11 protein-coding genes are annotated in these 12,561 nt (G+C 70.6%); 4 read left to right on the top strand and 7 right to left on the bottom strand.

Annotation, left to right across the window (positions count from 1 at the left end):
• Positions 1–7 precede the first annotated feature (7 nt).
• Positions 8–871: an oxidoreductase gene (locus ABH936_RS06455; protein WP_404602880.1), complete on the bottom strand. Its 864-nt coding sequence runs from the start codon at positions 869–871 to the stop codon at positions 8–10.
• Positions 872–937: 66 nt separating this feature from the next.
• Positions 938–1,699, bottom strand: a complete 762-nt coding sequence (locus tag ABH936_RS06450) for a sulfite exporter TauE/SafE family protein (protein WP_312294057.1) — start codon at positions 1,697–1,699, stop codon at positions 938–940.
• A gap of 133 nt (positions 1,700–1,832) precedes the next feature.
• Here ABH936_RS06450 and ABH936_RS06445 point away from each other — a divergent pair, with 133 nt between their 5' ends.
• Positions 1,833–2,756, top strand: a complete 924-nt coding sequence (locus ABH936_RS06445; RefSeq protein WP_144693557.1) for a patatin family protein — start codon at positions 1,833–1,835, stop codon at positions 2,754–2,756.
• Positions 2,757–2,887: 131 nt separating this feature from the next.
• Here ABH936_RS06445 and ABH936_RS06440 read toward each other — a convergent pair whose 3' ends face one another.
• Positions 2,888–4,510, bottom strand: a complete 1,623-nt coding sequence (locus tag ABH936_RS06440; protein ID WP_172462956.1) for a DEAD/DEAH box helicase — start codon at positions 4,508–4,510, stop codon at positions 2,888–2,890.
• A gap of 410 nt (positions 4,511–4,920) precedes the next feature.
• Between ABH936_RS06440 and ABH936_RS06435 the strand changes: the two genes are divergently transcribed.
• The 3 genes from ABH936_RS06435 to ABH936_RS06425 all read left to right on the top strand — a co-directional run bounded on the left by ABH936_RS06435 (position 4,921) and on the right by ABH936_RS06425 (position 8,545).
• Positions 4,921–6,261 (top strand): MFS transporter, encoded by a 1,341-nt coding sequence (locus ABH936_RS06435; protein WP_404602879.1) that lies wholly within the window; start codon positions 4,921–4,923, stop codon positions 6,259–6,261.
• 211 nt (positions 6,262–6,472) lie between these two features.
• Entirely contained in the window at positions 6,473–7,243 is a 771-nt protein-coding gene (locus ABH936_RS06430) for a peptidyl-tRNA hydrolase (RefSeq protein ID WP_404602878.1), read from the top strand.
• Positions 7,244–7,366: 123 nt separating this feature from the next.
• Complete coding sequence (locus ABH936_RS06425; protein ID WP_404602877.1) at positions 7,367–8,545, top strand: alanine racemase; 1,179 nt, start codon at positions 7,367–7,369, stop codon at positions 8,543–8,545.
• 148 nt (positions 8,546–8,693) lie between these two features.
• Here ABH936_RS06425 and ABH936_RS06420 read toward each other — a convergent pair whose 3' ends face one another.
• The 4 genes from ABH936_RS06420 to ABH936_RS06405 form a co-directional block, all read right to left on the bottom strand.
• Positions 8,694–9,146 carry a metal-sensitive transcriptional regulator gene (locus ABH936_RS06420; RefSeq protein WP_311200878.1) on the bottom strand — a complete coding sequence of 151 codons (453 nt, stop codon included), beginning with the start codon at positions 9,144–9,146 and terminating at the stop codon, positions 8,694–8,696.
• On the bottom strand, positions 9,143–11,581 hold the full coding sequence (locus tag ABH936_RS06415; protein WP_404602876.1) for a heavy metal translocating P-type ATPase: 2,439 nt from the start codon (positions 11,579–11,581) through the stop codon (positions 9,143–9,145). Before ABH936_RS06415 ends, ABH936_RS06420 begins: the two co-directional genes overlap by 4 nt.
• A 2-nt stretch (positions 11,582–11,583) precedes the next feature.
• The gene (locus ABH936_RS06410; protein WP_074045985.1) at positions 11,584–11,796 is read right to left on the bottom strand and encodes a heavy-metal-associated domain-containing protein; all 213 of its coding nucleotides are present in this window, start codon (positions 11,794–11,796) and stop codon (positions 11,584–11,586) included.
• Positions 11,797–11,890: 94 nt separating this feature from the next.
• The coding region (locus ABH936_RS06405; RefSeq protein ID WP_404602875.1) for an SDR family oxidoreductase at positions 11,891–12,561 on the bottom strand (671 nt) is incomplete at its 5' end.

Raw genomic sequence — 12,561 nt, 5'->3', positions numbered from 1 at the left:
GCGCCGCTCAGCGCAGGGCGTTCAGCGTCACGAGGTCATCGTCGGTGAGGGTGACGTCGCGAGCCGCCGTGTTCTCCTCGAGGTGCGCGATCGACGATGTGCCAGGGATGAGCAGAACGTTCTCGGCGCGCGCGAGCAACCAGGCCAGGCCGACCTGCGCCGGCGTGGCGCCGCGTTCGGCGGCCAGGCGCCGCACCGTCCGGTCGTCGCCGACCTTCGGCAGGTGCTCGAACGCCGAGCCGAGCGGGAAGAACGGCACGTAGGCGACGCCACGCTCACGGCACAGCTCGAGCGTGGCGTCGTCGTCGCGCATGAGGAGGTTGTAGGCGTTCTGCACGCACACGGCGCCCGCGTCGAGCGCGACGCGCGCCTGCTCGGTCGAGACGTTGCTGACGCCGAACGCCTCGAGCTCCCCCGCCTCGACCAGGCCCTGCATGGCACCGAGCTGCTCCTCGAGGGGGCAGGCGTTCTCCTCGCCGATCTCGTCGACGGGCAGGACGCGCAGGTTGACGACCGGCAGCCGCTCCACGTCGAGCGTCACGAGGTTCTCGCGGACCGCGGCCACGAGCTGGTCGGGGCGCTGCGCCGGCAGCCACTCACCCGACGGGCCCCGCACGGCGCCGACCTTGGAGACGATGACGAGATCGTCGGCGTAGGGGTGCAGCGCCTCCTTGATCAGTTCGTTCGAGACGTTCGGGCCGTAGAACTGCGACGTGTCGATGTGGTCGATGCCGAGCTCGACGACGCGACGCAGCACGCGGACGGCCTCGTCGTGATCGCGTGGCGGACCGAACACGCCCGGCCCGGGAAGCTGCATGGCGCCGTACCCGACGCGTCCGACGCGATGACCGGCGAGAGTGAAAGTGCTCATGCGTCATTCGACCACGTCGGCCTGGGGGCAGGCGGCGGCGCGTCGCAGATGCCCGTCAGGTGAGCGTCAGAGCGTGAGAAGACCCCGCACGAGCGCCGACGCGCCACCGAGCGCGGCGAGCGCCATCGCGAGTCGCTTCGCCTGCGCCGTCGTCACGCGAGGCGTGAGACCCTCGCCGATGCGGACACCGATGAGCACGAGCACGACGACGAGCGGCATGAGCCACCAGGGCGGCAACTCGGTCGAGCCCGTCGACCCGAGCGTCGTCTTCGCGATGACCGAGATGGCCCCCATCGTCATGAAGATGGGTTGGAGGGTCGCGGCGAACGATCGGTGCTCCCACCGCGTCAGCCGGGAGTGGATGACGAGGACGGGCGCCGAGACCCCGCACAGCGTATTGAAGAATCCGCCGATGACGCCTGCGACGGGCGTCACCCACGCGGACGTGACGTGCGGTAGACGGCCGAGGCGATCGGCGCCGACGGTGAAGCCGATCGCGCCGAGCACCGCCACTCCGACGACGACCTGCAGCCAGGCCGCACTGACCTCGCGTACGACCACGGCACCCACGAGAGCGCCCGGCACGACACAGGCGCAGATGATGCCGGCGCGCCGCCAGTCGACGTCACGTCGCAACGTCAGGGTGAGCAGCAGGCCGGAAACGGTCGTCGTCGCGTTCGCGAGCAGGACGCCATGGGCGGCGCCCATGATGAGCGTCAGTGTCGGAGCCAGGACGAGCCCCATGCCCGAACCCGACAGGCGTTGGAGCACCGCGCCGACGAGGATCGCCGCGACGACGGCGGCGAGCATCGCGGCGGTGAACTCCATCCGCACATCCAAGCAGGTCGTCCCCCGCCGCCGTTCCTCTGGTCAGCGGGCCGCGTTGGTGGCCTGGGGCGGTCGGGAGGGTTTCACCCTCGCGTTTGGCCCGTGGGGCCGACGCGCGTCAGGATGGGGAACCGTGAAGACCGTCCTCGACGTCATGCGCCACCGGCGCGACAACTCGAGCCAGCCCCTGCGGCGTCACGACCACGCGCGCGTCACCGTCGTCCTCGAAGGCGGCAGTTCCCGCGCGGCCTACGGCGGCGGCATGGTGGCCGAGCTCGAGGCTCGCGACCTGCTCACGACCGTCGATGCGGTCTACGGCGCGTCGGCCGGAGCTCTCAACGGCGCCTGGCTGATCTGTGGCCGCGCCCGGGCCAATCTGCACGGCTGGTGGGCGCCGGAGAGCATGAATGCGACGATCCGCCCGTCGAACGCGCTGCGTCGCAAACCCGTCGTCGACACCGACGTCATCGTCTACGACCTGTACGAGAACGTCACGCCGATGGGGTTCGAGGAGATCCTCGCGAGCGATGTCGAGTACCACCCCATCGCCACCGACGCGGCGAGTGGCGACGCGGTCGACCTGGCGCCGATGATCCACGACAGGGCGAGCCTGCAGGACGCACTGCGCGCCACGGCGCGGCTGCCGGTTCTCGGCGGCGCACCCGTCGAGATCGACGGGCGACGTTTCATCGACGGCGGGATCGCTGAGAACATCCCCGTCGAGACAGCACTGGCCCAGGGCGCGACGCACGTGCTCGTGCTGCGCACCAAGGCGCCGTCGCTGGATCTGAGCCGCGACAAGGCGGTCGAGAAGCGACTCGTCGCGCGGTGGATGTCCCGTCACGCGCCCGGCGCGAGCGCGGCCTGGACGCGCCGCAACCTGCGCAAGCAGGAGCTCGAGCACCTCATGTCGCACGACGACCGGGTGACGCAGGTGGCGCCGCCCGCCGACGTCGCGCGCATCTCCGTCGTCGGCCGCGCTCAGGACGTGCAGCGACGTGCCGTCGAGGACGGTCAGCGCATCATGGCCGAGACCCTCGACGCCGCAGGGTTGTGATCGACGCCCGTACCCACCGGCGGTTCTCGGTCACATCTGCAGATCTGCAGATGTGACCGAAAAGCGCACAAGGGGACGAGAATCGCCGATGTGGACGCCGTTCGCCGATGTGGACGGGAATCGCGGGAGGGTCAGCGCCCGGCGCGCGAGTTCGACGAGAACCCGGCTGCACCGCCGCTGCGACGAGCGCCGCCGGAGCGTCCTGCCGCACCCGAGCCACCCTGGCCACGCGCACCCGAACCACCACGCGAGCCACCCTGGCTCCGTGAACCCGAGCCACCGGACGGACGCCCGCCCGCCCGGTTGCCGTCGCGACCACCGGTCGCAGCGCCGCCGGAGCGTCCGCTGCCCTGGTTGTCACGGCCGGCGCCGTCCTGACCGCCGCGGCCGCCGCTCTGAGCGCCTCGGCCACCGGAGCGTCCTCCGCCCTGGTTGCGGCCGCCGGAGCGTCCGCCCTGGCCACGTCCGCCTTGACGCTGCTCGCCGCCGTCCTTCGGAGCCTTCTTGCGCGAGGGCTCCTGCACGGGTGCGGTGGGCAGTGCTGCGGCGACCTCGTCGGCGCTCATCGTGCGACGCTCACCGGGCGCGAGCTTCTCGAGCAGCGGGTGCGAGGCGGTGACGTTCGTCGTCGTTGCGTTGATCTTCGCCATGCGCAGCAGCGACTTCACGTCGCCGCGCTGATCCGGCGTCATGAGGGTGATGACGGTGCCCGCGGCGCCGGCGCGGGCGGTGCGGCCCGAGCGGTGCAGGTAGGCCTTGTGCTCGGTGGGCGGGTCGGCGTGGACGACGAGTGAGACGTCGTCGACGTGGATGCCGCGCGCGGCGATGTCGGTCGCGACGAGCGTCTCGACGGCGCCCGAGTGGAACGCGTCGAGGTTGCGCACGCGAGCGTTCTGCGACAGGTTGCCGTGCAGGTCGACGGCGGGAATGCCGCGGCCGGCGAGCTGCTTAGCGAGCTTCTTCGCGCCGTGCTTGGTGCGGGTGAACACGACCGTGCGTCCGGGTGCGGAGACGAGGTCGGTGAGCACGTCGATGCGCGAGTCGGAGTCGACGGCGAAGACGTGGTGCTCCATCGTCGCGACGGGCGACTGCGCCGAATCGGCCTGGTGCGTCACCGGGTTCGACAGGAACTTCTTGACGAGCACGTCGATGCCACCGTCGAGCGTCGCGGAGAACAGCAGGTGCTGCGCCTCGCGCGGCACCTTCGTCAGGATGCGTTTGACGCCGGGCAGGAAGCCCATGTCGGCCATGTGGTCGGCCTCGTCGAGGATGCAGACCTCGACGTCGGACAGGTCGCAGAAGCCCTGGCCCATGAGGTCTTCCAGACGCCCGGGGCACGCGATGAGGACGTCGACGCCCGCCTTGAGAGCCTTGACCTGCGGGTTCTGCCCGACGCCGCCGAAGACGGTCGTGTACGACAGCCCGGCCGCCGCGGCCAGCGGCTTGAGCGAGTCGGCGATCTGGTTGGCGAGCTCGCGCGTCGGCGCGAGGACGAGCGAGCGCGGGCGGTAGGCGTCGATCTCGTAGCGCGTCTCGTCGAGACGGGCGACGAGCGGCAGCAGGAACGCGAACGTCTTGCCCGAGCCGGTACGGCCGCGGCCGAGGACGTCGCGGCCCTTGAGCGAGTCGGGCAGCGTCGCGGCCTGGATGGGTGTCGGCGTGTCGATGCCGAGCTTGTCGAGGGTCTTGACGAGGACGGCGGGCACGCCGAGATCGGAGAACGAGGGCACAGATGACTCCTGGAGAGGTTGCATGGAAAGACGAACGATCGATGGTGAAAGCCCGCGCGGTGAATCCGCGCGTCGCAGGCGATCTCGCATCTCGACGATCGTCCGACTCTCATGCGCCACGCGTTCCCGAGATCGGAGGGCGTCGTTCGACGACGTGGGCTGCCCGGTTCGGCGCTGCCGCGCGCCGGGCGCACGACGAGCGCGGGGCGCTCCGATTCGAGGGGAGGCGCAGGGGCGAGTCGGCCACCTGCACGAAGCATCCAGTCTACGCGCAAAGGTTGCGAACCTTCACATGTCACTGTCACGGGCGTGGCATTCGTCGCACCATCGTGCTTGGCTGGAGGTCACCTATTCGCCCCTGGCGCCCGCCCCTCGCACCATGACGCTCGATGCACCACCCGAGCCGAGGACGCCTCCAGCACAAGGGATCTCCCATGGCAGCCATCCCCGTCGACGCGCCACGCGCCCTCGACGCCCATCGCCCGCTGAGCAAGACGTCGCTCGCCGTCGCGGGGTCGTCGACCGTCATCGAGTGGTACGACTTCACGCTGTACCTGTACCTGACGACGGTCATCTCGCGCGTCTTCTTCGGCGGCGGCACGAGCGGTACCGCATGGACGCTGCTGGTCTTCGCCGGCACCTACCTGATGCGCCCCGTCGGCGCCGCGTTCTTCGGCCATGTCGGCGACCGCATCGGGCGCAAGCCCGTCCTTCTCATCTCCATGGCCCTCATGACGTTGGCGATGCTCGCGACGGCATGCCTGCCGACGTACGCCTCCATCGGGCCCATGGCGGGTTACCTGATGATCGCGCTGCGCGCCCTCATGGCGTTCAGCGTCGGCGGCGAGTACTCGGGCGTCATGACGTACCTCGTCGAGGGCTCCGAACCGCACCGCCGCGGCTTCGTCACGTCGCTGGCCTCCGCGGCGAGCGAGATCGGTGGCCTGCTGGCGGTCGGCCTCTCGGCGATTACGACGTCGTACTTCGTCGGTGACGACCTCGATTCCTGGGGCTGGCGCGTGCCGTTCTTCATCGGCGCGGCGATGGCTGCGACGACCCTGTTCATGCGCTCACGCATGGAGGAGTCGCCCGTGTTCGAAGAGGAATCCGAGGCGGACAAGTCGAAGAACCCGCTCGTCGAGGTGCTCAAGACCGAGCCCGCCGCGGTGTGGCGTGGTTTCGCCATCTCGGCGCTCGGGTCGATCACGTACTACGTCGGCATCGGCTACGCGCCGACGTTCCTGCAGTCCGCAGGCAAGTTCAGCGAGTCCGACGCCCTGTGGCTCGGTACCGCGGCGGCGATCGCCGTCATCCTCGTGACGCCGCTGGCGGGCCTCGCCGCCGACCGGTTCGGCCGCCGTCCCATCCTGCTCATCTTCGGGGTGCTCGCGGCCGTGACGTCGCTGACGATGTTCCAGCTCATGGCGGACGGCTCGACGGGCGCGGCGCTCGCGGGCGCCCTCGTGCTCGCCGCCGTCGCGGGCGGGTGGAGCGCCGTGGCCGCGTCGGCCATCGCGGAGCAGTTCAAGTCGAAGGCCCGCATGTCGGGCATGGCGCTCGGATTCACGACGGCGACCGCCATCTTCGGCGGGTTCGCGCCGCTCGTTGGGCAGAAGCTCATCGACTCGACGGGTTGGGCGCCCGCGCCCGGTGCGATGATCGCCGTCGTCGCGATCTGTGTGCTGCCCGTCGTGTGGTTCCAGAAGGAGACCGCCCCGAACGTGACAGAGGGCAACACCGCCAACGACTCCGCCTCCCCCACCCGCACGCCGTGACCATCTGCGATTCCTGGCCACATCTGCGATTATCGGCCACCTTCGCGATTCCTGATTCCATCCGCGAATTTCGGTCACTTTCGCACCGCCAGCCGTGACGGCGAAGGCCGCGCCCGACGCCTCGGGCGCGGCCTTCGCGGCGTCGGACACGGGGCAGCTCGCATCGTCGCCATTCTTCGCGCCCGGGCCGCGCCTGCACCACAATGGTGCGATGAGTGAGACGAGACCCGCGCCCGAGACCGACGCCCCGCCTCTGGCGATGCAGATCGCGCTGCGCGTCGAGAAGACCGCGCCACCGGACGAACTCGACGCCTGCGCCGCGGCCGCGCAGGCCTGCGTCGGATTGCTCGTCGAGGCCGAGCGCCGTGCGCACCCCGTCATGTCTCCTGACGCCGAGGGCGCCGACGGCACCGACGACGGCGGCGCCGCTGGCGGCATCGAGACGCCCGCCCCCGACACGGCGATGCTCGACGCCGTCGACGCCTGGCGCGGCATCGCCATCCGCAAGATCGTGAGGCGTTGCAGCGGCAAGCGCTGGAGTGACGCGCAGGCCCTCGACGGGGTGACGGCGCGTCACGGCAGCGCCGAGGCTCGTACGTTCACGCCGGCGCCGACGTCACCGCTGCCGCCCGAGCTGAAGAAGATGCAGGTCGAGGGCACGCAGCTCCCGTCGCACCCCGACGATGGAACGAGCGACGCTCGCGACCCGCAGGACGTGGATGCGATGGTCACCGTCCGCCTCAGCCCCCTCGTCACGATGACGAGCGGAAAGAGCGCCGCCCAGTGCGCCCACGCGGCGCAGCGAGCGTGGGAATCGATGAGCGGCGAGGAGCGCGCACGGTGGGCGGCCGACGACCACCGCGTCCGCATCGTGCGCGATACAGAGGCGCACTGGGCCGCGACGCCGGGCCGCGTCAGCATCATCGACGCCGGATTCACCGAACTCGAAGGACAGCACGAGACGACCCGCGCGGACTGGTGACGCGCCCGCGCACGTCACGATTCGTCGCCACGCATCACGTGAAGCGAGGTTTCCCGCGCAGGGAGCAAAAGATTGCGGCCCGGCGACCGGCAGAATGAATGCATCCGACCGTCAGGAGTGCTCGTGACCGCCACGCCCCGCCTCGTCGCCGACCTCGACGTGCTCGAACGCAACATCGACGCCATGGCGAGCCTGGGTCGTGACGCCGGTGTCGCGCTGCGGCCGCACGTCAAGACGCACAAGATGCCGGAGATCGCCACGATGCAGCGTGACGCGGCGGCGCACGGCATCACCGTCGCGACGATCGGTGAGGCCGAGGTCTTCGTCGACGCGGGCTTCGACGACGTGTTCATCGCCTACCCCTTGTGGGTCGACGACGAGGCTGGGCGGCGCCTGCGCGCCCTCGCGGAACGCGCGCGCGTCGGCGTCGGCTGCGACTCGATGACGGCCGCGCGCCAGCTGCGCAAGCCGCTCGGCTCTGCGGTGGTCGAGGTCCTCGTCGAGCTCGACTCGGGTCAGCACCGCACCGGCATCCCGGCGCGTGACGCAGGCGAGCTCGCCGCGGGCATCGCGAGCCTCGGCTTCGACGTGCGCGGCGTCTTCACCTTTCCCGGCCACTCGTACTCGCCGGAAGGCCGAGCCCAGTCCGCTGACGACGAACGCGCTGCGCTCGCCGGCGCGTCACGAGCCCTGCGCGCCAAGGGAATCGAACCGCACGTTCGTAGCGGCGGGTCGAGCCCGAGCATGGCGTTCGCTGCACGCAACGGCGCCGGCGAAGGCGCGCGCGCGGGCATGCCGGGGGCTGCGTCGTCGTCGGGGAGCGCCCTCACGAGCCTGCCTGGCGCCACCTCCGCCGTCAACGACGGCGCGGGCCCGTCGACGGATGTCGCCCCCACGGAGATGCGGCCCGGTGCGTACGTCTTCAACGATGCGCAGCAGTGGGAACTCGGAGCCTGCACGGCCGGGGACATCGCGCTCACCGCACACGCGCGGGTCGTCTCACACTCGGGTGGGCGTCTCGTGCTCGATGCCGGGTCGAAGACGCTCGCTGCCGACAAGGCGCCCTGGGCGAGCGGCCACGGTCGACTGCTCGACCATCCCGACGCGCGCATCGTGCAGATGTCCGAGCATCACGCCGTCGTCGACATGGCCGGGGCCTCCCTGCCCGCGCTCGGCTCGACGGCGCGCGTCGTGCCGAATCACTGCTGCAACGCGATCAACCTGGCCAACGCGGTCGACGTCGTACGCAACGGCACGCTCGTGGACACCTGGGCCGTCGCAGCGCGGGGCATGAACAGCTGACGCCTTTCGCGTGCTCGAGTGTGTGGGGCGTGATCGATCCAGCGCTCGCACCGAGGCGCCGCGCAGGTGAGTCAGTTGGTGCCGGCCGAGTCAGTCCTGCGTAACTCGGCCAGCATCAACTGACCCGGCTGCGCGAGGCGGGCGAGCGTCAGCGCACCAATCGGCGCAGGGCGTCGCTGACCTCGGCGAGCTTGGTGGCCTGTTCGTCGCCCCCGGCTCGAGCAGCCTCGACGACGCAGTGGGCCATGTGGTCGTCGAGCAGCCCGAGCGCCACGGCCTTCAACCCCGACTGGATGGCCGCGATCTGGGTGAGGACGTCGATGCAGTACCGGTCGTCCGCGACCATCTTCTCGACGCCGCGCACCTGCCCCTCGATGCGCTTGAGCCGCTTGGACAGAGCATCCTTCGACCCGGCGTTCTCGTACCCCGGTTTCGACGGTTCACAGCACGACGACCCCGCGGCGTGATCGCCGCCATCGGACACCCCGTTGCCCGGCTCCACAGCGTCAACCATGGCGTCTTCAGCCCCCGTCAGTGCGTCGACGACGGGTTCCTGCCGCATCGCCTCCACGGCCGGCTCCTTCGACTTCGTCTCGCTCACGCGCGCCCACCCTCCTCGTTCGATCGATGACTCGGCCGTTGCTCCGCCGTCCCGGCGAAGCGGCGCAACCGCAAGCTGTTGAGCACGACGAACACCGAGCTGAACGCCATCGCGGCGCCCGCGATCATGGGGTTGAGCAGCCCCGCGGCGGCCAACGGAATCGCTGCGACGTTGTACGCGAACGCCCAGAACAGGTTGCTCTTGATCGTGTTCAGCGTCCTGCGGCCCAGGCGGATCGCGTCGCCGACGAGACGCAGATCGCCGCGCACGACGGTGACGTCAGCCGCTTCGATCGCAACGTCCGTGCCCGTTCCCATCGCGATGCCGAGATCGGCCTGCGCGAGCGCGGGAGCGTCGTTGACGCCGTCGCCGACCATCGCGACGACGCGCCCCTCACCCTGCAGACGCGTGATGACGTCGACCTTGCCCGCCGGCAGCACACCGGCGATGACGTCGTCGATGCGGACCGCGTCGGCGACGCTCCGCGCGGCGCGCTCGTTGTCGCCCGTCAGCAGGACGGTGTGCAGGCCGAGGCGCGACAGTCCGCGCAGGGCATCCGCGCTCGTCGGTTTCACGGTGTCGGTGACGGCGATGACGCCACGCGCCGCGCCGCCCCATCCGACGGCGACGACCGTCCCACCACCCGATTCGAGATCGTCGAAGGCTCCACGCAGGTGGCCGTCGAGAGCCATGCCCCGGGCCGCGAGAGCATCCGGGCGGCCCACGATGACGTCGACCATGGCGGCTGCCTCCGCGTTCGGGCCGGGCACGCGCATTCGCCCCGTCACGCCCTCGCCGGGCATGTTGATGAAACCGTCGGCGGTCGGCAGATCGCCGACGCGGTCGCGGCCCGCGTCGGTGATGGCGCGAGCGATCGGGTGCTCCGAGCCGCTCTCGAGGGCTGCCGCAACAGCGAGCACGTCGTCCTCGGATTCACCACCGGCACAGACGATCTCACCGACCGACATCTCGCCGGAGGTGAGCGTTCCGGTCTTGTCGAGCACGACCGTGTCGATGCGATGCGTCGCCTCGAGCACCTCGGGGCCCTTGAAGAGCACCCCGAACTGCGCGCCGCGCCCGGTACCCACCATGAGCGCCGTCGGCGTCGCAAGACCCAGCGCGCAGGGGCACGCGATGATGAGCACCGCGACGGCTGCGGTGAACGCCGCTTCGACGTCGCCCGTCACGACGAGCCAGCCGAGGAGGGTCAGCACCGACAGCGCAATGACGACCGGCACGAAGACGCCGGAGACGCGATCGGCGAGCCGCTGCACGTCCGCTTTGCCGTTCTGGGCGTCCTCGACGAGCTTCGCCATCTGCGCGAGCTGCGTCTGCCCGCCGACGCGGGTGGCGCGCACCACGATCCGTCCGCTCGTGTTGAGCGTCGCCCCGATGACGGCGTCACCGGGGCCGACGTCGACGGGCACCGATTCGCCCGTCACCATCGAGGCGTCGACGGCGCTGTCACCGCTGACGACCTCGCCGTCGGTCGCGATCTTCTCGCCGGGTCGCACGACGATGCGGTCGCCGACGACGAGTTCGCCTGCGTTCACACGCTGCTCGCGCTCGACGCCGTCAGGGCCGGGGCGCAGGACGGTCGCCTCCTTGGCCCCCAGGTCGAGCAGGGCGCGCAGCGCGGCGCCGCTCGCGCGTTTCGAACGCGCCTCGACGAAGCGTCCGAGCAGCACGAACGTCGTGACGCCGGCGGCCGCCTCCAGGTAGATGTTCGACGCACCGTGCCCTCGCGTCGCGCCGAAGTCGAAGCCGTGCTTCATGCCCGGCATGCCGGCGTCGCCGAAGAACAGCGCGTACAGCGACCACGCGAACGCCGCGATCGTGCCGACGCTGACGAGGGTGTCCATCGTCGTCGCGCCGTGCTTGAGGTTCGTCCACGCGGCGCGATGGAACGGCCACGCACCCCAGACCACGACGGGCGCCGCGAGCGTCAGCGACAGCCACTGCCAGTTCGTGAACTGCAGCGGCGGAATCATCGCCATGAGCACGACGGGCACGGTCAGCACAGCGCTGACGACGAGGCGCTGCCGCAGCTCGCGCACGTGCGCGTCGGCCGGTGATTCGCCCGCTTCGCGGGCGTGAGCGCCGAGGTGCGCGGCGTCAGCGTCGGCCGATGACGGCGGGGAAACCGGTTCCGGCGTGATGACGCTCGCGCCGTAGCCGGTCTTCTCGACCGTTGCGACGAGGTCGTCGGGCGTCACGTCGTCGGCGAAGGCGACGCGTGCCTTCTCCGTCGCGTAGTTGACGCTGGCCTCGACGCCGTCGAGCTTGTTGAGCTTGCGTTCGATGCGGTTCGCGCACGAGGCGCACGTCATGCCCGTCAGCGCCAGTTCGACACTCTGCGTCGGCGTTGCCGGAGCCTTGGGGGCTACTGACGCCGCTGGGGTGGGGGTCGGGGTCTGCGTGGTCGGCTCGATCATCCTCAGGCGAGCTGGTATCCGGCTTCGGTGACGGCGGCGTCGACCTGCTCGCGGCTCACGGGCTGCTCGGAGGTGAACGTCACGACGCCGCTCTCGTGGTTGGCGACGACGTCGCTGACGCCGGGGATCTCCTCGAGTTCCTCGCGCACGCTCATCTCGCAGTGGCCACAGGTCATGCCGATGACGGTGTAGGTGCTGGTGTTCTGCTCAGCCATGACTGCTCCTTCGTCGTGTTTTTCTGACACAACACCATACCCCCAGGGGGTATTCCCTCCGGTCGACCGTCGCCCGGCCCCACCGTCGCGTACGTCAGTTCGACGCCAAGTGCGCGCGGAAGCGCTGCATCCCGCGGATCCACCGGTCGTAGTCGGCGCCCTTGGCGCGGTACATGTCGAGCACGTTCGCGTGGGGCAGCACGAGGAACGTCTCGTTCTGGATCGCGCGCATGACGTCGTCCGCCACCTGCGCGGGCGTGAGCACCGGGCCCGATTCGGTGACGGCGCGCTGCGCGACGCGCGAGGCGCCGCCGGTCTCGGTCAGCAGGTTCGTGTCGACGCCCATCGGGCACAGGCAGCTGACGCCGACGCCCTTGTCGCCGTACGACACGGCGAGCCATTCGGCGAAGGCGAGCGCCGCGTGCTTCGTCGTCGCGTACGTCGACGAGCCGATCTGCGTGAGCAGGCCGGCAGCCGACGCCGTCGAGACGAAGTAGCCGCGGCCGTGCTCCACCCATCCCGGCACGAGCTGTTGCGCGGCGCGCACGTGCGCCATGAGGTTGACGTCGATCGCGGTGGCCCAGCTCGCCTCGTCGGCCAGACCTGCGCCCACGCCGACGCCTGCGTTCGCGACGTAGACGTCGACCGGCGCACCGAACTCGCGTTCGGCGAGGGCGATGACCTCGGCGATGTCGGCGGCGCTCGAGGCGTCACCGGCAGCAGCGACCACGTCGCCGTGGGCGGTGGCGAGCCGTTCGCGCGTGG

It is taken from the genome of Dermacoccus sp. GAS27A, from assembly GCF_044909235.1.
GTDB lineage: Bacteria > Actinomycetota > Actinomycetes > Actinomycetales > Dermatophilaceae > Dermacoccus > Dermacoccus nishinomiyaensis.
The sequence above is the reverse complement of the archived record's forward strand: the minus strand, read 5'-3'. Positions and strand labels throughout refer to the sequence as shown.

Coding starts and splice junctions, on each gene's coding strand:
- ABH936_RS06455 (WP_404602880.1), bottom strand. CDS start 871: ATGAGCACTTTCACTCTCGCCGGTCATCGCGTCGGACGCGTCGGGTAC.
- ABH936_RS06450 (WP_312294057.1), bottom strand. CDS start 1,699: ATGGAGTTCACCGCCGCGATGCTCGCCGCCGTCGTCGCGGCGATCCTC.
- ABH936_RS06440 (WP_172462956.1), bottom strand. CDS start 4,510: ATGCAACCTCTCCAGGAGTCATCTGTGCCCTCGTTCTCCGATCTCGGC.
- ABH936_RS06435 (WP_404602879.1), top strand. CDS start 4,921: ATGGCAGCCATCCCCGTCGACGCGCCACGCGCCCTCGACGCCCATCGC.
- ABH936_RS06430 (WP_404602878.1), top strand. CDS start 6,473: ATGAGTGAGACGAGACCCGCGCCCGAGACCGACGCCCCGCCTCTGGCG.
- ABH936_RS06415 (WP_404602876.1), bottom strand. CDS start 11,581: ATGATCGAGCCGACCACGCAGACCCCGACCCCCACCCCAGCGGCGTCA.
- ABH936_RS06410 (WP_074045985.1), bottom strand. CDS start 11,796: ATGGCTGAGCAGAACACCAGCACCTACACCGTCATCGGCATGACCTGT.